Raw genomic sequence first — 16540 nt, forward strand, 5'->3', positions numbered from 1 at the left:
AGCGGTCCGCTTGCCTGCGGAGCAGGTTACTCGCGGATCAAGGTTACTTGCGGATCAGGTTGCGCAGCACGTACTGCATGATGCCGCCGTTGCGGTAGTAGTCGGCCTCGCCGGGGGTGTCGATGCGGACGACCGCGTCGAACTCGACACCGGTGTCGGTGGTGACCTTGACCGTGCGCGGCGTGGTGCCCTCGTTCAGCTCGGTGACGCCGGTGAAGGAGAAGGTCTCCTCGCCGGTCAGACCGAGGGACTCGGCCGAGGCGCCCTCCGGGAACTGGAGCGGGAGCACGCCCATGCCGATGAGGTTCGAGCGGTGGATGCGCTCGTACGACTCGGCGATGACGGCCTTGACGCCGAGGAGCGCGGTGCCCTTGGCCGCCCAGTCACGGGACGAACCGGAGCCGTACTCCTTGCCGGCCAGGACGACCAGCGGGATGCCGGCGGCCTGGTAGTTCTGCGAGGCGTCGTAGATGAAGGAGACCGGGCCGCCGTCCTGGGTGAAGTCCCGGGTGTAGCCGCCCTCGGTGCCCGGCGCGATCTGGTTGCGCAGGCGGATGTTGGCGAACGTACCGCGGATCATGACCTCGTGGTTGCCGCGGCGCGAGCCGTAGCTGTTGAAGTCACGGCGCTCCACACCGTGCTCGGTGAGGTACTTGCCGGCCGGGGTGTCGGCCTTGATCGCACCGGCCGGGGAGATGTGGTCGGTGGTGACCGAGTCGCCCAGCTTGGCGAGCACGCGGGCGCCGGCGATGTCCTCGACCGGGGCCGGGTCCATGCCCATGCCCTCGAAGTACGGGGGCTTGCGGACGTAGGTGGACTCGGCGTCCCACTCGAAGGTGTCGCCGGTCGGGACCGGAAGGGCCTGCCACTGGGCGTCACCGGCGAAGACGTCGGCGTAGGACTTGTTGAACATGTCCTCGCCGATGGCGCCGGCGACGACCTCGTTGACCTCGGCCTCGGAGGGCCAGATGTCCTTGAGGTAGACCGGGTTGCCGTCCTGGTCGGTGCCCAGGGCGTCGCGGGTGATGTCCACCTTCATGGAGCCCGCGATGGCGTACGCGACGACCAGCGGCGGGGACGCCAGGTAGTTCATCTTGACGTCGGGGTTGATCCGGCCCTCGAAGTTCCGGTTTCCGGAGAGGACCGAGGTGACCGCGAGGTCGTGGTCGTTGACGGCCTTGGAGACCTCCTCCGGCAGCGGGCCGGAGTTGCCGATGCAGGTGGTGCAGCCGTAACCGACGAGGTTGAAGCCCAGCTTGTCCAGGTACGGGGTGAGGCCGGCCTTGTCGAAGTAGTCGGTGACGACCTTCGAACCCGGAGCGAGGGTGGACTTGACCCACGGCTTGCGGGTCAGGCCCTTCTCGACCGCCTTCTTGGCGACCAGGGCGGCGCCGATCATGACGTACGGGTTGGAGGTGTTGGTGCAGGAGGTGATGGCCGCGACCGTCACCGCACCGTGGTCCAGCTCGTAGGTGGTGCCGTCGGCGGCGGTCACCTGGACCGGGTGGGACGGCACGGCGCCGCTGCCCTGGCCGTGCTGCGGGGCGCCGGCACCGTTCTCCTGGTGGCCGTAGGCCGGGGCGTCGGAGGCCGGGAAGGACTCGGCGCTGGCCTCGTCGACCACGGAGGACGCGGCGGCGGACGTGTCGGCGGCGGGCGCCTCGACGTAGTTGAGGACGTCCTTGGCGAACTGCTCGGCGGCGTTCGCGAGGACGATGCGGTCCTGCGGGCGCTTCGGGCCGGCGATGGACGGGACGACCGTGGAGAGGTCCAGCTCCAGCTTCTCGGAGAAGTCCGGCTCGGCCTTCGGGTCCAGCCAGAGGCCCTGCTGCTTGGCGTAGGCCTCGACGAGCGCGACCTGCTGGTCGCTGCGGCCGGTCAGACGCAGGTAGTTCAGCGTCTCGTCGTCGATCGGGAAGATCGCGGCGGTGGAGCCGAACTCCGGGGACATGTTGCCGATGGTGGCGCGGTTGGCGAGGCTCGTGGCCGCCACACCCTCGCCGTAGAACTCGACGAACTTGCCGACCACACCGTGCTTGCGGAGCATCTCGGTGATGGTGAGCACGAGGTCGGTGGCGGTGGTGCCGGGCTGCAGCTCACCGGTGAGCTTGAAGCCGACGACGCGCGGGATGAGCATGGAGACCGGCTGGCCGAGCATGGCGGCCTCGGCCTCGATGCCGCCGACGCCCCAGCCGAGCACGCCGAGGCCGTTGACCATGGTGGTGTGCGAGTCGGTGCCGACCAGGGTGTCCGGGTAGGCCTTGCCGTCGCGGACCATCACGACACGGGCCAGGTGCTCGATGTTCACCTGGTGGACGATGCCGGTGCCCGGCGGGACGACCTTGAACTCGTCGAAAGCGGTCTGGCCCCAGCGCAGGAACTGGTAGCGCTCCTTGTTGCGGCCGTACTCCAGCTCGACGTTCTGCTTGAAGGCGTCGTTCGTGCCGAACTTGTCGGCGATGACGGAGTGGTCGATGACCAGCTCGGCGGGCGCCAGCGGGTTGATCTTGGCCGGGTCGCCGCCCAGCTCCTTCACGGCCTCACGCATGGTCGCGAGGTCCACGACGCAGGGCACGCCGGTGAAGTCCTGCATGATCACGCGGGCCGGCGTGAACTGGATCTCCTGGCTGGGCTGGGCCTGGGAGTCCCAGCCGCCGAGGGCACGGATGTGGTCGGCGGTGATGTTCGCGCCGTCCTCCGTGCGGAGCAGGTTCTCCAGCAGGACCTTGAGGCTGTACGGCAGGCGGGCCGAGCCCTCCACCTTGTCCAGCCGGAAGATCTCGTACGACTCGTCGCCCACCTGCAGCGTGCTGCGGGCGTCGAAGCTGTTCGCCGACACGACAGTCTCCTTCATTGATGTGCGCGTACCACCGTCAATCGTGCCGCCACGCCGGCTGGGCCGAACCACTAAGGTCAGGCTAAGTTAGGCATGCCTTACTGGAGTGGCGGGCTACGGTGCGCCTCGGCAGATATCTCGATGTCGAGATAACTCTAGTACATGGGCGCTGAATGGTCATGCCCAACCGCCTACCAGTCCGCCTCGGCGTCGGTCTTGGCCGGCCCCAGGACGTTCACGTGCCCGTGGTCGCCGTAGACGGAGGACCGCCAGCGGGCGAACACCCTGGCCGTGCGGTCGGCGTCGTCCTCCTCCATCACCCCGTAGCTCACCCGCACCCAGGCCTCGGCGCGGTCGGTGCCCTCGGGGGTGCGGACGCGGACGCTCAGCACGTGGCCGGCCATGGCGGCGTCCGCCTTGCGGCCGTCGCCCTTCAGGTAGGCCCGGAAGTCACGGGTCATGGAGTACCAGCGGTGCGGGCCGGCCGTCGCGGCGCAGGGGGCGCCAGGGTCGTCGCTGGTGGCGTCGGGGCCGCCGTCGCCCTGGTCGTCGCTGGTGAGGTCGGGGCCGCCGGCCCCCTGATCATCGCTGGTGAGATCAGGCCCACCGTCCCCTTGGTCGTCACTGGTGGTGTCCGGGATCTCCTGGTCGTCACTCGTGGTGTCCGGGATCTCCTGGTCGTCGTCGGTGGTGTCCCCGGTCCGGCACCGGTCGTCGCTCGTCCGCTCCGCGGGCGCGCCGGCCGTCGGTGCGCCCGGGCGCTCCGTACCGCAGGAGGTGAGCACGGAGCAGAGCACCAACGCGACGGCGGAGGCGGTGGCGGTGGCGGCGCCCGGGAGGTGCCGCTTCCTGAAGTCCACGAGTGTCCCCTTCGCGTCTCTTTCATTCGTGTCTCTTTCAGAGGAGGAGAGGGGGACACGGCTGCGGGGGTTCCTCACCAGCGCTGTTGACGGGCTGTCACGACGCCGTCGACACGGGCGTCACTCGAACGGACCCCCCAGCGAGCGCCATCTCATATCTGAGATAACCTCAGCCTCATGTCAGACGACTACCTCGTACGCATCGGCAAGCTCATCCGTGACGCCCGGCAGCACCGGGGCTGGACTCAGACGCAGCTCGCGGAGGCGCTCGGAACCAGCCAGAGCGCGGTCAACCGCATCGAGCGCGGCAACCAGAACATCAGCCTTGAGATGATCGCCCGCATTGGTGAAGCCCTGGACAGCGAGATCGTGTCGCTGGGCTACGCGGGTCCGATGCATCTGCATGTGGTCGGCGGCCGCCGCCTGTCCGGCGCCATCGACGTCAAGACCAGCAAGAACGCCTGCGTGGCGCTGCTGTGCGCCTCGCTGCTGAACAAGGGGCGTACGGTACTGCGCCGGGTGGCGCGGATCGAGGAGGTGTACCGCCTGCTGGAGGTGCTCAACTCCATCGGCGTGCGCACCCGTTGGATCAACGACGGCGTCGACCTCGAACTCGTCCCGCCCGCCGAGCTGGAGATGGCGGCGATCGACGCGGAGGCGGCCGTCCGCACCCGCTCGATCATCATGTTCCTCGGCCCGCTGCTGCACCGCATGGACCACTTCAAGCTGCCCTACGCCGGCGGCTGCGACCTGGGCACGCGGACCATCGAGCCGCACATGATCGCGCTGCGCCGGTTCGGCCTGGACATCGCGGCCACCGAGGGCCAGTACCACGCCCGGGTCGACCGCTCGGTCCGCCCCGACCGTCCGATCGTCCTGACGGAACGCGGCGACACGGTGACGGAGAACGCCCTGCTGGCCGCCGCCCGCCACGACGGCGTGACCGTCATCCGCAACGCCTCCTCCAACTACATGGTCCAGGACCTGTGCTTCTTCCTGGAGGCGCTGGGCGTCAGGGTGGAGGGCATCGGCACGACCACGCTCACCGTGCACGGCGTGCCGAACATCGACGTGGACGTGGACTACTCCCCCTCCGAGGACCCGGTCGAGGCGATGAGCCTGCTGGCCGCGGCGGTGGTGACGGAGTCCGAACTGACCGTGCGCCGCGTCCCCATCGAGTTCCTGGAGATCGAGCTGGCGGTCCTGGAGGAGATGGGCCTCGACCACGACCGGTCACCGGAGTACTTCGCGGACAACGGCCGTACCCGCCTGGTCGACCTCACGGTCCGCCCCTCCAAGCTGGAGGCGCCGATCGACAAGATCCACCCCATGCCCTTCCCGGGCCTGAACATCGACAACGTCCCGTTCTTCGCGGCCATCGCGGCCACCGCGCAGGGCAAGACCCTCATCCACGACTGGGTCTACGACAACCGCGCCATCTACCTGACCGACCTCAACCGCCTCGGCGGCCGGCTCCAACTCCTCGACCCGCACCGGGTCCTGGTCGAGGGCCCGACCCGCTGGCGCGCCGCCGAGATGATGTGCCCCCCGGCCCTGCGCCCCGCGGTGGTCGTCCTGCTGGCCATGATGGCGGCCGAGGGCACGTCGGTCCTGCGCAACGTGTACGTCATCAACCGCGGTTACGAGGACCTCGCGGAACGCCTGAACTCGATCGGCGCGCAGATCGAGATCTTCCGGGACATCTGATACGACGATGCCGCCGCACCCCGTCTGACCTGCTATTTAGCGGGTCAGGGAAGGGTGCGGCGGCATGTCTGGTTCTTCCCTGGGACTTTTGGCCCCGCAGCGGGCCACGAGCCACGCGTCACGGGCCTCACCGACCGGCTACGACCGCAGGCCGCGCCGACCTTTTGATCCCGGCGGCATTGAGGGCAGGTTTCGTCATGCCGGACGCGACCTCACCGCCCCGCGCCCTGATGGCTTCGAGATGCCTTGAGAACGCTTGAACACCACGAAAGCGATCCTCCTCACTTCGACTGTTGCTTCAACTCCCGCTATACAGCCCGAGTTGGCCACCCCGACGTGACCGCATCCCTCGAATCCCGGCAGTGCAATGGCGACAAGAGAAGTCCCGGCCACGAAAGGGCCGGAAACCACCGCGTCACGTTGGGGCTCCGTGGGGAGGCATGAACGATCGATAGCTCAGGGTGATCAGGGGTTCACGTGGGGTGGAAACATGCGTTCGATGACGCGATGCGGAGACTGGAGGCCATAGAAGGGCAACTCGCGCGTCTCGAACGTCTCGACGATCCGACCGTCGGGCTGACAGCACTGCATGGCGAAATCACGCAGAGCCGGCTGAAGCTCCTCGAGAAGATCGAGGGGGGCGTCACGGGATTGCGCGAGGAGAACCGGGAGGTCCGCCGACGCCAGGACCGGATGATCAGCGACCTGAACGAGACGCGGGGTGAGCTGCGAAGGGTCCTGGACCTCGTCGACGTCCTGCGTCCGCTCGTGCCGCCCGAGGGGACGGTTGGGAATCCCGGCGAGGACGCGCAGACCCACATCGAGGAGACCGTGCCACCGCCTGGGCCCGAGGACGAAACCCGACCGCCCGTCTCAGCCACCGCCGACCTCCAGGGGGGAATCATGGAGCACACCGAACACAGGCCGCAGCCCAACAGCGAGAACCAGGACCTCGCGCTGAAGAACGCCATCGAGGCCGCCTACCAGGGCACCAGCATCCCCACCGGCCCGTCCTCCACCGCAGCGCAGGCATCCGCCGGCGGCGGGGATGATCCGCGCGTCGCCCACGGCGTCCTGCTCCTGAAGGCCGCCGGTGTCGCCTCCGCCGAACTCGTTGCACACCGCGACACCTGGGAGTGGCTCGCCGCCCTGGCCGTCGACCACAGCCACTTCCGCACCCCGCCCTCCGTCGAGGACATCAAGGAGGGCCGCGTCCAGACCGTCCTGTCCGGACGCTCCCTCATCGCCCTGCTCATCGAGCTGTGGAACACCCGCTCCACCGCCACCCCGCTGCAGGGCGACTGGGCACTGGCCATGACTACCTACAACCGCATCGCGGCCGAACTCACCGACGTCACCGGACAAGGTGAGACCATTCGCGTCGTCCTGGACGACGGTCTCCCCCACGCGACCGGCGACTGACCGGCATCTCACCGAGAAGTCCGGTGCAGGCGTTCGGCAGGCGCCGGCAGTCGGCGGCGGTCAGAGGCGCAGCAGGTTCCGGGCGTTGGCCGAGCCGATCCGGTGCTTGACGTCCGGCGACAGGGTGGTCTGCTCCAGGGCGGCGACCGCGGCGCCGGTCTTCTCGTAGGGGTAGTCGACGGCGAAGAGCACCGCGTCCGCGCCGAGCACGTGGACCAGCGCCTCGATCGCGGCCGGGGCGAGGATCCCGCTGGTGGTGGCCAGCACATTGGTGCCGAAGTACTGCGAGGGGCTGCGGCGCAGCGGGGTCGGGTCGGCCAGCGTGGCGTAGCGGGAGTCGAACCGGGAGAGCTGGAAGGGCAGGAACTCCCCCGCGTGGCCGAGGATCATCCGGGCCCGCGGGTGGCGGTCGAAGACTCCGGAGAGCACGATCCGCATGGCGTGCCCGCCCGTCGTGGCCTGCCAGCTCCAGAGCGCGCCGTTCATCTCCGGGTGGCCGGACAGCACGTGCCAGGAATCGGCCGGCGGCATGCCCGGGTGCAGGTAGAGGGGAACGTCCAGTTCGACGAGGGTGGCCCAGACGGGGTCGAAGGCGGGGTCGTCGAGGTACTTGCCCTGGATGTGGTCGTTGACCAGGGCGCCCTTGAAGCCGAGTTCCCCGACCGCGCGCCGGAGTTCGGCGACCGCGGCGGCCGGGTCCTGGAGCGGGAGCGCGGCGAATGCGGCGAACCGGTGGGGGTGCGTCGTGACGATCGCGGCCAGGGAGTCGTTGACGTAGCCGGCGTTCGCCACGGCGCGTTGCGGGTCCGGGTCGGCCTCGATGCCGGGGACGGTCAGGGACAGCACCTGCATGGCGATGCCGTTGGCGTCCATGTCGGGCAGGCGCAGGTCGGTGATGTCGGGCAGGCGCCGGGCCACGTCGGCGACGAAGGCGGGGTCCATCCCGTCCGGGATCGGGAACGGGGGTCGGCGGTCGGCGAGGCCCGGGATCGCGACGGCCTCCTCGATGGCGATGTAGCCCGCCATCACGCGCTCGCCATCGGGACGAGGATGCCGGCTCCGGCGGTCGGCCGCTCGGCCTCGTCCAGGATGAGCGCGGCGACGGTGGCGCGGGAGGCGTGCGGCGGCAGGAGCGGCTTGGGGTACTGCGCCAGCGGGACGTTGCGGCGGGCCGCGCTGACCCCGCCGACCCGGAGGTCGGGCGCGTGGAAGACGGTGGCGCCGCCCGCGAGGACGATCGCGTCGGCCGCTCCCTTCTCCGCCAGTTCCTTGCCGACGAACATCTTCATGACGCTCTGGTAGATCCCGCCGCCGGCGCCGGTGGAGGACCCCGAGCCCAGCGCTCCCAGCCAGAGCGTGCGGACCGGCAGCCCCGCCAGGAGCCGCGCGCCCGCCACCAGGGTGCCCGGGCCGTCGCCCTTGCTGATGCCGAGCGCGGAGACGAGCACGTCCACGTCGCCCAGCTCCGGGAACGACTGTGGGCTCGTCACGTCGGCCTGCCGGACCTCGACCCCGCCCCGCGCGGGCTGGATGTACTGCTGCGGACTGCGGACGAGGGCGACCACCTCGTGGCCCCGGTCGAGCGCCTGTTCCACGACCAGACGGCCGACCCGGCCGGTCGCGCCGAGGACTGCGATGCGCATGACGACTCCATAACTGAACAAGTGTTGGTTACTTGAGTGAACACGTGTTGGTGATGGCTGTCAAGGTGCTCCCCCAGAGCCGACGAGTGGCACCGGAACGGACGAACGGGCGGGCGGCGCCGAAAGATAGAGTGATCTTCCGTCGCCGACAGGGAGGAGCCGGGAATGGGCGGTGAGGAGGCCCCGCGCCGCCGACGCAACCCCCGCGGGCAGGGGCAGGTGCTCAGGGCCCAGCTGGTCGAGGCCGCCGCCCACCTGCTGGCCACCCTCGACCAGCCCGAGACGCTGACCCTGCGGCAGGTCGCCCGCGAGGTCGGGGTCGCGCCCGCCAGCATCTACAGCCACTTCCCCGACCTCGGCTCACTGGTCCAGCACGTGCTGCGGCTGCGGTACGCCGAGCTGGCCGGCCTGATGGACGAGGCGGCGGCACCGGCCGCCGACCCCCTCGACGACCTCCTCGGCCGCTGCGCCGCCTACGTGCGCTGGGGGGTCGAGCACCCCGGCGAGTACCGCACGCTCTTCGGCGGCCGGATGCCGGCCGACCTCGCCCTCCTCCAGGACCACGGCGCGGGCGAGGCGCTGCTGGGCTCCGTCATCGCCTCGCTCGCCGCCGTCCGGGAGCGCGCCGGCGAGCAGTCCTCGCCTGCGCGGCAGCGGCAGAGCGGGCTCCTGCTGTGGACCGCGCTGCACGGTCTGGTCGTGCTCTACAACGACCACGGCGAGCTGCCCTGGCCGCCGCTGGACGCGCTGGTCGCCGATGTCCTCGGCCTGCACACCGGAGAGCCCGCGGAGGAGGTCGCGGCGCGCCTCGCCGCGGGGTGATCGCTCGCCCTGTATCGGGACCGGACTCAGTACCGGGAGTCCAGGTTCCAAATACGGACAGACCGTGAGCACAACCGGATGGTGCGGGTCCGATTGTGCCCGTGATCTGCGCTCCTGGTCGTGGTTGCATGTGCGGCACGGGGCCCGCATCCTGGTGATCGGCTCGGACGGCACCATGGACGTGTACAACCAGGCCAGCCCGGCTACCGGCGACGGCACGATCACCAAGGTCATGGACGATGTGAAGACGTCCGTCACCACAGCGCTCGCCGCCGCCGACGACGTGTGGATGGTCGACACAACCGTTCAGTGGCTCACGGACGGCAAGGTTCGGCAGAGCACCATGAGCAACCTGCCGCCCGGTATCGGAAGCACCACCCCTCCGGGGATCCGGTTCGAGGCCACCACCGTCGCGACCGGTGTGGACGCGGCGCAGGCCTGGGCGCCCGGACCGAACGCACGGAGCACGCAGTCGGTCACCGGGGATGCCGACACCACCGGCCAGATCCGGTCCTTCACCACCGGCCCGTTCACCAGCGCGGACGATCTCGTCCGCTCCGGCATCCTCGGCGATGTCATGGCGGATGCCGCGCCGTGTCTGTCCTACCCGGACCCCGACGTGGTGCCCTACTTCGGCGCTCAGCCTGCCGCCGACACCGACGCCCCCACCGCTCAGGAGTCCTCCGACAGCGCGCCGGCGACTCCCTCGAACACGGTCAGCGGCACTTTCACCCTCGGCAACGGCCACAGTCACCGAGTGCCAGGTCGTGAAGTACAAGATCACGAGCAAGATCAAGTACACGGTCGTCGGCGAGGCACACGCCAACTGGGACACCAAGGCGTCGTTCGACTACGACGACACCATGAACAGCGCTATCGACACCGCCATCAACAGCAACGGTGACTGGAAGCTCGGTGGCAACACGCAGGTGTCCTCGGCGACGGGCGTCGCCACCGGTTACACCAACCAGGGCTCCTACTACGCCCACCTTGTACTTGTTGTACTCGATCGGAACCTTGTACTTACAGGGACGGCTCCCGCAACTACGGCAAGGCGCCCAAGTCCTACCGCGCCAAGGTCGACAACGGCACGTACTTCCAGCTGACCATGAAGAAGAGCACCAAGTTCGGCACCGCCGTCACCTTCATGGGGGTCGGTCTCGGCGTCACCACGAGCTACGACAGCGACCACAAGCAGAAGATCACGGCAGGGACCCGCAAGAACGCCACGCACCTGATCTGGGGGAAGAATGGGCCGGTTCACGACACACCCGGTGTCTTCTACTCCTACTAGGACCTGTCCGGCGGATCACTGCGAGCGTGGGATCGCTACCAGCAGTGCTGTCTGTGCAGCGTTTCTGTGGCCGGAGTGCCAGCACCCGACCGATGTCGCAAATAAGTCGATCGTGTGAACTGCTGGGGTTGGCCGAGTCGGTAGGCCGCCTCGTGGTGTTGGAGGAGCGTTTGGTTCCTGTCACCACGGGCCCCGGACTTGCCGGTGCAGCCCGTCCGACACGAGGAAAGAGACCCCATGTCCAGCCCGTCTCCTCGCATGCGCGTTTTGACAGCGGTCGCCACAGCCGTTGCCCTCTCACAAGGCGCTGCCATCGCCGGCATCGCCACGGCTTCGGCGGCGCCGGCAGTGTCCGCCCAGCCTCCGGCAAACCTTGCCGGCGATGTAGGTAACTTCGCCAATACCTTCGCTAAGGGTTTCGTCTCCGGCCCGATCGAGGCCGCCAAGGACATCCTCGGCGCCAATTCAGGCGACTGAACTCTGCCTGTCCGGCGGATCAGTGTCGGAGCCAGAGTCTGACGGTTGCTGCCGTTGCGGTGCCGAGTAGACGTATTGGCGCTTGTCATAGCGGGTGGCGACGGCCCGGGACTGCTTCAGGAGGTTGATTGCCCGCTCTACGGTGTTGCGCTTCTTGTAGCGGTCCTCGTCGAAGCCAGGTGGCCGTCCGCCGCGTGAGCCTTTGCGCAGGCGGGCGGCCTGGCTGTCGGTCTTCTCCGGGATCGTGTGCCGGATACCGCGCCGCAGGTATTCGCGGCATGTGGTGTTCTGTTGGTTCGGCCCCCTTTGGCGCGGGTGCCGGCGGCGGGTCGGTGCGGGCGCCGGCCGCGTGCTGATGCGCGCGGACGACGGTGGAGTCGATCGAGACATCCCAGTCGATCTCACCCGCCGCATCGGCTGCGGCCTGGACCTGCTGGAGCAGGCGTTCCCAGGTACCGTCAGCGGACCACAGCCGGTGGCGTTCATAGACCGTCTTCCACGGGCCGAACCGTTCGGGCAGGTCACGCCACTGAACTCCGGTTCGCACCCGGTGCAGAATCCCGTCGATCACCTGCCGGTGATCACGCCACCAGCCACAACGCCGGTTGCTGGCAGGCAGGAACGGCCGCAGCCGTTCCCACTCGGCATCCGTCAGATCGCCCCGCCCCATGACCACATCAACGATCCGGACACGGAGCAGCCACATGATCGGCCGGACAAGTCCTAGGCGCAGACGGGCCGTCCTGATCGCGCTCGCCCCTATCCTGCTGGCCGCCGCCTGCCTGCCGGCTGGCGGCACCAAGGGCGCCCGCGAAGGCGACGCCCTCGACGGCGGCATGCAGTCCGCCGGAGACGTCGGTTACGAACACGCCCAGATCGGTGAGGAATACTGGGCCGGCCTGCCCCTTCCCTGGAACGTGTCCGGCCACGACATCCACATCACGAAGGCCGAGTTCACCCACGTTCCCGCGGGGATCAAGGTCATCGATTACAGGGCCTTCGCCGGTGAGGACACCGACGGCAACGTCCTGTTCGCCCGTGCCGACGGCAAGGGCAGCATGGGAGACCTCCCCCAGGTGCACGACCACGCGGGCGATCCCGTGACGGTGAAAGCGAAGACCGGCTCCCACGTGTACTACGTGGCCCGGATCAAGGTTGCCGGGCCGATCCACGGCAACCTGTCGGGCTGTCGCTTCTGGTACACGCAAGGATCCACCGAGTACCAGCAGCAGCTGGACTGCTCGACCATCGTCCGGCTGGGCCCACCCCTGAAGGACGACGAGTAGCCCTGCGGTGCCTGAGTGGGCCTGGGAGCAGTTCAGGGAGCGTCGGGGACACCGGGTGGCGGACGAGCGCCCAGGTCACCATGTCGCGAACGAAGAACTCAGGCTCGATCGCGCATCGCTTGATGAGCGCGTCGACGAAGCGCGTCAGGCGCTGTGCCGACCGCCAGAGCAGCCCGCAGTCGCACTCTGCCCCTCCGGGGCATTCTCCGGGAGGGGCGGGGCCTTCGCGTTTCTGTGAAAGGCCGTGGCACGGCTGCCGTCAGCCGTGGCTCTCGCAGCGTGAGCGAGTGTTCGTCCGCCCTGGCGGCGGCGGGGCGGTGCGCGCTGTGCCGGACTGTGCGAGCCGTGCCCTGGAGGCGATAACCGAGGCCCCGACGGGCGGCCGCTGTACGACCCGCGCCCCGGCGACCTCGGTCTTGTCAGCGAACAGGTGGGGTGAGGGCGGTGCGGTCGAACGGGCCACCATGTGAGGCGGCGTACGTGACGGCGTCGTTGACGGCGTTGAGGCCGAACGACCGGACCCGTTCGGCGGCGAGATCCAGGGTGCCCGAGGCGAGGAGCCGGACGATGCCCACGTTCGCTGTACGCGGGTACATCCACTGGCCGCGCACGGTGATCGAGTTGCGCATGATCCATGGGTACGGGAGGGCGAGGTCGTCGCCACCGAGCATGCCGACGCCGCCCATGAGAACGACGCGGCCGTATTCGCGCACGGTCATGGCTGCCGTGCGCGCCGCCGAGCTGGGGGCGCTCGGCGGTAGCAGGTCGATCACCATGTCGATCGGGCCGTCGGCCGCGCGGGACATCGCCGCGCGGTCGCCGGCCTCGTCCCCGGTGAGCGGGACCGGGCGCACACGCGGGCCGAACCGGTCGGCGAGGAGGCCGAGCGCGGCCTGGTTGCGGCCTGGGGCGACCACCCGGCCCGCCCCCATGGCGAGCGCCACCGCAACGGCACTGCTGCCGAGGTTGCCGGTGGCCCCGTTGACGAGCAGCGTCTCACCGGCTGCGAGCCCGCCGGCCAGCAGCCCGCCGTAAGGGATGACGTGCACGCCGAGCGCGGCCCAGCGGGCCGGGTCGTCCCCCGCCGCTGCGGGGAGCGGGAAGACGTTCTCCGTCGGGACCCGCATGAGCTCGGCGAACGACCCGTCGTGCAGGTACCGGGCGAGGCGCGCGCCGCCCTCGCCACGGGAACTCCAGCCCTGGAGCGTGATGTCGGGCGTCAGGGCGTCATCCCGCGAGCGCACCGTCGAGTCGCACCACACCAGGTCGCCGGGGCGCAGCCGGGTGGCGTCCGGGCCTACGTGGACGACCCGTCCCACGCCGCCGATCCCGGGCACGACGGGAGGGACCAGGGGGTAGTTCCGCTCGCCGCTGAAGACCTCGGCCGCGTAGGGCGCCACGCTTGCGGCGAGGACCTCGACCACCACCTCGCCGCCGCCGGCCTCGGGGTCGGGAACCTCCCGCACCGTGAGCGGGGCACCGAACTGCGTCAGAACTGCTGCTCGCACGTGATGACCTCCGTGTTCGTCCGTGTTCGTCGGGATCGACACTAGGAACCCGGCGGACATGCGGGAAGCGACGATCAAGCATCCGTGGTATGCGTATTCCGCATGGACATCTCCAGCACAGGCCTACGGGTCCTGCGGCAGATCGCCGAGTCCGGCAGCTTCACCGCAGCGGCCACCCGGCTCGGCTACACCCAGTCGGCGGTCTCACGCCAGGCCGCCTCCCTCGAACGAAGCGCGGGCACCGCCCTGTTCGAACGCCACCCTGACGGGGTGCGGCTCACCCCCGCGGGTCTGACTCTGTTGCGCCACGCTCGCACGATCCTGGACTGTCTGACGGCTGCCGAGCGCGACCTCACCGGCACCGTCTCGCGTACCGAACTGGTGCGGCTTGGACTGTTCCTGAGCGCGGGCGCGGCCATCCTGCCTCTCTCACTCACCCGCCTCGCGGCGACCGACCCGCAGATCACGGTCACGACTACCGAGGGCACCACGCCCTCCCTGGTCCGGGCACTGCGCGCGGGCTCGATCGACCTTGCCGTGCTGACGTCCCGCCCGCCCCACCGGCCTTTGGACGGCGAGTCGCCGCGCCTGCACGTCGATACCGTTACGGACACCGAACTGGTCGTGGCGGTGCCTTCGACCGGAGAGTTCGCCGGCCGCACCGCGGTGCACGTCGACGAACTGATCGACGCCCCGTGGATTGCCGCCCCGGCGTCGAACGCCGAGCCACTGCTCGGCGTCTGGCCCGGCCTGCCCGGACGGCCGGACATCGTCCACTGCGCCCGCGACTGGCTGACGAAGCTTCAGCTGGTCGCCGCCGGCTTCGGGGTGACAACGGTGCCCTCGCGGCTCTCGCCGGTGCTGCCACCCGGGGTGAGCCTGCTGCACGTCGAAGGCGCACCTCCCGAGATCCGCCGGGTTCTCGTGGCGCGGCTCCCCGGCCGCCCCACCCCGACGATCACGGCCGTCACCCGAGCAATCGCCTCGACCACCTGATACGTGTCGACGGCCGTCAGATCGGTGCAGTAGCCCGCCGAGGGCGCGCACCGTCACGTGTACCTCTGCATCAGCCAGGGCCCTTTCAGCAGGAGCACCCCCGCTGCTGCCCGCGCAAGTACCCCAGTGACGTCGAAACTCGTGAACATGACCAGGCCGTAGATCTGGTGCCTCCCAGACCCGTGAACAACTGACTTCAACACTCGGGTTCTGGCTCAGCTTCTGTGGTGACGCCCGGCGCGTGGTCCCTCGGGGCGGCAGATGTGGGAAACCGGCTGGCCAGGGGGGCGCTGGAGTTCGAAATGCGCCGCGGCGCCACCGAGCACCAGCGCATGTGGCAACACATCAACCGCCTCGAACGCCAGCTGGGCACCTTCCTCGCCGCCCAGCTGGACCGGCGCGGCGATCTCGCGGGAGCGGAGCACTGCGAGCACCAGGAGCTGTCCCGCCAGACCCGGACACTGGTGGAACAGCAGTTCCAGAACTTCTCCCGCCAGTACAGCGACAGAACCGACCTCGCCCGGCACCGCCCCAACCGGGAACGCACCGCGTTCCTCATGTCCCAACTCATCCGGCACCTCCTGGACAAGAGGCCGGCCTCGAGTTGGTCCATCCAGCAGTCCCTCCGCCTCGCGGACGACCCCGGCACCGAGGCCGCGATCAACCGCCTACGGATCGACTGCGTCGCCCTGGCGAAGCGCATCGCCGAGATCGGCCTCGCACACGAATGGAGCTACACCTACACCGCAGGAGCGCCACTGGGCCCCGAACGGCAGGAAGCCTGGGCACCGTGCGACCCCGAGGCGCCAGTCTCGGAGTCCCTGGGATTTTTTTGGGACTTCCGGCCCCATCAAGCGGCACGAGCGTGAAACAGCCGAAAGGTCATTCGCGCAGCTCAGCGACCACACACCACTCATCGCGGCAGGTCACCGTGTTCACTGGTCTCTTCCGGGACATCTGATACACCGATGCCGCCCTGCCTGCCTGGGGAAACCCGTGGTGGATCCGGCACGGATCGCCCATGCTCTTGAGCATGTCCAGCAACGTTGATGCACACCTTGAGCACGGCCCGCGAACCGAGGGCCCGGAGCGGGGCGCCCGGCACTTCGGGTGGTCCAACATGTTCGTCGGCCGTGATGAGGACCCGCGGACGGACGGGGGGTTCGAGGGTGAGCGGGCCGTCCTCGTGGAATACCTGCGCGACCAGCGACTGACGCTCGAACTGAAGTGCGCCGGACTCGATGCCGCCGCCCTGGCTCGTCGTTCGGTGCAGCCGTCCAATCTGTCGCTGCTGGGGCTCGTGCGCCACATGGCCTGGGTGGAGCAGAAATGGTTCCGGCAGGTGATGGCCGGCCAGGATGTGCCCCGGCACTACCACTCCGACGACGACCCCGACGCGGACTTCAACGGCGCGGTGCCCGACCCGGAGGTCGTCACGGAGGCCTGGGCCACCTGGCGGGCCGAAGTCGCGTTCGCGGAACGGTTCACCGCCGAGGCACCCGATCTCGGCGTCACCGGCCTGGGCGGCCGGAAGCCGGTGCAGCTTCGCGAGGTGCTGGTGCACATGATCGAGGAGTACGCCCGGCACAACGGTCACGCCGACTTCCTGCGTGAGCGGATCGACGGCCGGGTGGGGCAGTAGACGTCGCAGCGGGATACCCCGTTTCCTGCGGCCGTCGGCGCTCGCTC

Annotated in this window: 15 protein-coding genes and 2 pseudogenes; 10 read left to right on the forward strand and 7 right to left on the reverse strand. The window is 69.3% G+C overall.

Features of this window, described 5'->3' with window-relative positions; translation table 11 throughout:
• Positions 1 to 43: 43 nt before the first annotated feature.
• Together ACZ3ZD_RS19580 and ACZ3ZD_RS19585 are read right to left on the reverse strand one after the other, a co-directional pair.
• Positions 44 to 2839 (reverse strand): aconitate hydratase, encoded by a 2796-nt coding sequence (locus ACZ3ZD_RS19580; protein WP_467398780.1) that lies wholly within the window; start codon positions 2837 to 2839, stop codon positions 44 to 46.
• 188 nt (positions 2840 to 3027) lie between these two features.
• Positions 3028 to 3696 (reverse strand): hypothetical protein, encoded by a 669-nt coding sequence (locus tag ACZ3ZD_RS19585; RefSeq protein WP_467398782.1) that lies wholly within the window; start codon positions 3694 to 3696, stop codon positions 3028 to 3030.
• Between the two features lie 177 nt (positions 3697 to 3873).
• Here ACZ3ZD_RS19585 and ACZ3ZD_RS19590 point away from each other — a divergent pair, with 177 nt between their 5' ends.
• Both ACZ3ZD_RS19590 and ACZ3ZD_RS19595 read left to right on the forward strand, forming a co-directional pair.
• Positions 3874 to 5403 (forward strand): helix-turn-helix domain-containing protein, encoded by a 1530-nt coding sequence (locus ACZ3ZD_RS19590; RefSeq protein ID WP_467398784.1) that lies wholly within the window; start codon positions 3874 to 3876, stop codon positions 5401 to 5403.
• Positions 5404 to 5910: 507 nt separating this feature from the next.
• Complete coding sequence (locus tag ACZ3ZD_RS19595) at positions 5911 to 6825, forward strand: hypothetical protein (protein ID WP_467398786.1); 915 nt, start codon at positions 5911 to 5913, stop codon at positions 6823 to 6825.
• Positions 6826 to 6885: 60 nt separating this feature from the next.
• Here ACZ3ZD_RS19595 and ACZ3ZD_RS19600 read toward each other — a convergent pair whose 3' ends face one another.
• On the reverse strand, positions 6886 to 7851 hold the full coding sequence (locus tag ACZ3ZD_RS19600; protein WP_467398789.1) for an amidohydrolase family protein: 966 nt from the start codon (positions 7849 to 7851) through the stop codon (positions 6886 to 6888).
• A complete protein-coding gene (locus ACZ3ZD_RS19605; RefSeq protein WP_467398791.1) occupies positions 7851 to 8468 on the reverse strand; it encodes an NAD(P)-dependent oxidoreductase in 618 nt (205 codons plus the stop codon). The genes ACZ3ZD_RS19600 and ACZ3ZD_RS19605 overlap by 1 nt, the downstream gene beginning before the upstream one ends.
• A gap of 165 nt (positions 8469 to 8633) precedes the next feature.
• Between ACZ3ZD_RS19605 and ACZ3ZD_RS19610 the strand changes: the two genes are divergently transcribed.
• The 4 genes from ACZ3ZD_RS19610 (at position 8634) to ACZ3ZD_RS19625 (ending at position 11061) form a co-directional block, all read left to right on the forward strand.
• Entirely contained in the window at positions 8634 to 9290 is a 657-nt protein-coding gene (locus ACZ3ZD_RS19610; RefSeq protein WP_467398794.1) for a TetR/AcrR family transcriptional regulator, read from the forward strand.
• Between the two features lie 64 nt (positions 9291 to 9354).
• The gene (locus ACZ3ZD_RS19615; protein WP_467398796.1) at positions 9355 to 10194 is read left to right on the forward strand and encodes a hypothetical protein; all 840 of its coding nucleotides are present in this window, start codon (positions 9355 to 9357) and stop codon (positions 10192 to 10194) included.
• Between the two features lie 204 nt (positions 10195 to 10398).
• Entirely contained in the window at positions 10399 to 10584 is a 186-nt protein-coding gene (locus ACZ3ZD_RS19620) for a hypothetical protein (RefSeq protein ID WP_467398799.1), read from the forward strand.
• A 237-nt stretch (positions 10585 to 10821) separates the two neighbouring features.
• Entirely contained in the window at positions 10822 to 11061 is a 240-nt protein-coding gene (locus ACZ3ZD_RS19625; RefSeq protein ID WP_467398801.1) for a hypothetical protein, read from the forward strand.
• 19 nt (positions 11062 to 11080) lie between these two features.
• Here the strand turns inward: ACZ3ZD_RS19625 and ACZ3ZD_RS19630 are convergent.
• Positions 11081 to 11731 (reverse strand): annotated as a pseudogene (locus ACZ3ZD_RS19630) (IS5 family transposase).
• A 34-nt stretch (positions 11732 to 11765) separates the two neighbouring features.
• On the opposite strand from ACZ3ZD_RS19630, the gene ACZ3ZD_RS19635 reads away from it, so the two are divergent.
• Complete coding sequence (locus tag ACZ3ZD_RS19635; RefSeq protein WP_467398802.1) at positions 11766 to 12347, forward strand: hypothetical protein; 582 nt, start codon at positions 11766 to 11768, stop codon at positions 12345 to 12347.
• Positions 12348 to 12372: 25 nt separating this feature from the next.
• Here ACZ3ZD_RS19635 and ACZ3ZD_RS19640 read toward each other — a convergent pair.
• Positions 12373 to 12550, reverse strand: a pseudogene (locus tag ACZ3ZD_RS19640) (HEAT repeat domain-containing protein); the annotation flags it as partial.
• 216 nt (positions 12551 to 12766) lie between these two features.
• Positions 12767 to 13855 carry an alcohol dehydrogenase catalytic domain-containing protein gene (locus ACZ3ZD_RS19645; protein ID WP_467398803.1) on the reverse strand — a complete coding sequence of 363 codons (1089 nt, stop codon included), beginning with the start codon at positions 13853 to 13855 and terminating at the stop codon, positions 12767 to 12769.
• 102 nt (positions 13856 to 13957) lie between these two features.
• Between ACZ3ZD_RS19645 and ACZ3ZD_RS19650 the strand changes: the two genes are divergently transcribed.
• From ACZ3ZD_RS19650 to ACZ3ZD_RS19660, 3 genes are all read left to right on the forward strand, one after another.
• The gene (locus tag ACZ3ZD_RS19650) at positions 13958 to 14851 is read left to right on the forward strand and encodes a LysR family transcriptional regulator (protein ID WP_467398806.1); all 894 of its coding nucleotides are present in this window, start codon (positions 13958 to 13960) and stop codon (positions 14849 to 14851) included.
• A gap of 302 nt (positions 14852 to 15153) precedes the next feature.
• Entirely contained in the window at positions 15154 to 15720 is a 567-nt protein-coding gene (locus ACZ3ZD_RS19655) for a hypothetical protein (protein WP_467398808.1), read from the forward strand.
• Between the two features lie 251 nt (positions 15721 to 15971).
• Positions 15972 to 16493 (forward strand): DinB family protein, encoded by a 522-nt coding sequence (locus ACZ3ZD_RS19660; protein WP_467399008.1) that lies wholly within the window; start codon positions 15972 to 15974, stop codon positions 16491 to 16493.
• Positions 16494 to 16540 lie beyond the last annotated feature (47 nt).

The sequence above is a fragment of the Streptomyces sp. NPDC023481 genome (genome assembly GCF_055560195.1).

Excerpts from the sequence above, each read along its gene's own strand:
- ACZ3ZD_RS19590 (WP_467398784.1), top strand. The coding sequence starts at position 3,874 with ATGTCAGACGACTACCTCGTACGCATCGGCAAGCTCATCCGTGACGCC.
- ACZ3ZD_RS19650 (WP_467398806.1), top strand. The coding sequence starts at position 13,958 with ATGGACATCTCCAGCACAGGCCTACGGGTCCTGCGGCAGATCGCCGAG.
- ACZ3ZD_RS19595 (WP_467398786.1), top strand. The coding sequence starts at position 5,911 with ATGCGGAGACTGGAGGCCATAGAAGGGCAACTCGCGCGTCTCGAACGT.
- ACZ3ZD_RS19625 (WP_467398801.1), top strand. The coding sequence starts at position 10,822 with ATGTCCAGCCCGTCTCCTCGCATGCGCGTTTTGACAGCGGTCGCCACA.
- ACZ3ZD_RS19620 (WP_467398799.1), top strand. The coding sequence starts at position 10,399 with ATGAAGAAGAGCACCAAGTTCGGCACCGCCGTCACCTTCATGGGGGTC.
- ACZ3ZD_RS19605 (WP_467398791.1), bottom strand. The coding sequence starts at position 8,468 with ATGCGCATCGCAGTCCTCGGCGCGACCGGCCGGGTCGGCCGTCTGGTC.
- ACZ3ZD_RS19635 (WP_467398802.1), top strand. The coding sequence starts at position 11,766 with ATGATCGGCCGGACAAGTCCTAGGCGCAGACGGGCCGTCCTGATCGCG.
- ACZ3ZD_RS19610 (WP_467398794.1), top strand. The coding sequence starts at position 8,634 with ATGGGCGGTGAGGAGGCCCCGCGCCGCCGACGCAACCCCCGCGGGCAG.
- ACZ3ZD_RS19600 (WP_467398789.1), bottom strand. The coding sequence starts at position 7,851 with ATGGCGGGCTACATCGCCATCGAGGAGGCCGTCGCGATCCCGGGCCTC.
- ACZ3ZD_RS19660 (WP_467399008.1), top strand. The coding sequence starts at position 15,972 with ATGTTCGTCGGCCGTGATGAGGACCCGCGGACGGACGGGGGGTTCGAG.
- ACZ3ZD_RS19655 (WP_467398808.1), top strand. The coding sequence starts at position 15,154 with ATGCGCCGCGGCGCCACCGAGCACCAGCGCATGTGGCAACACATCAAC.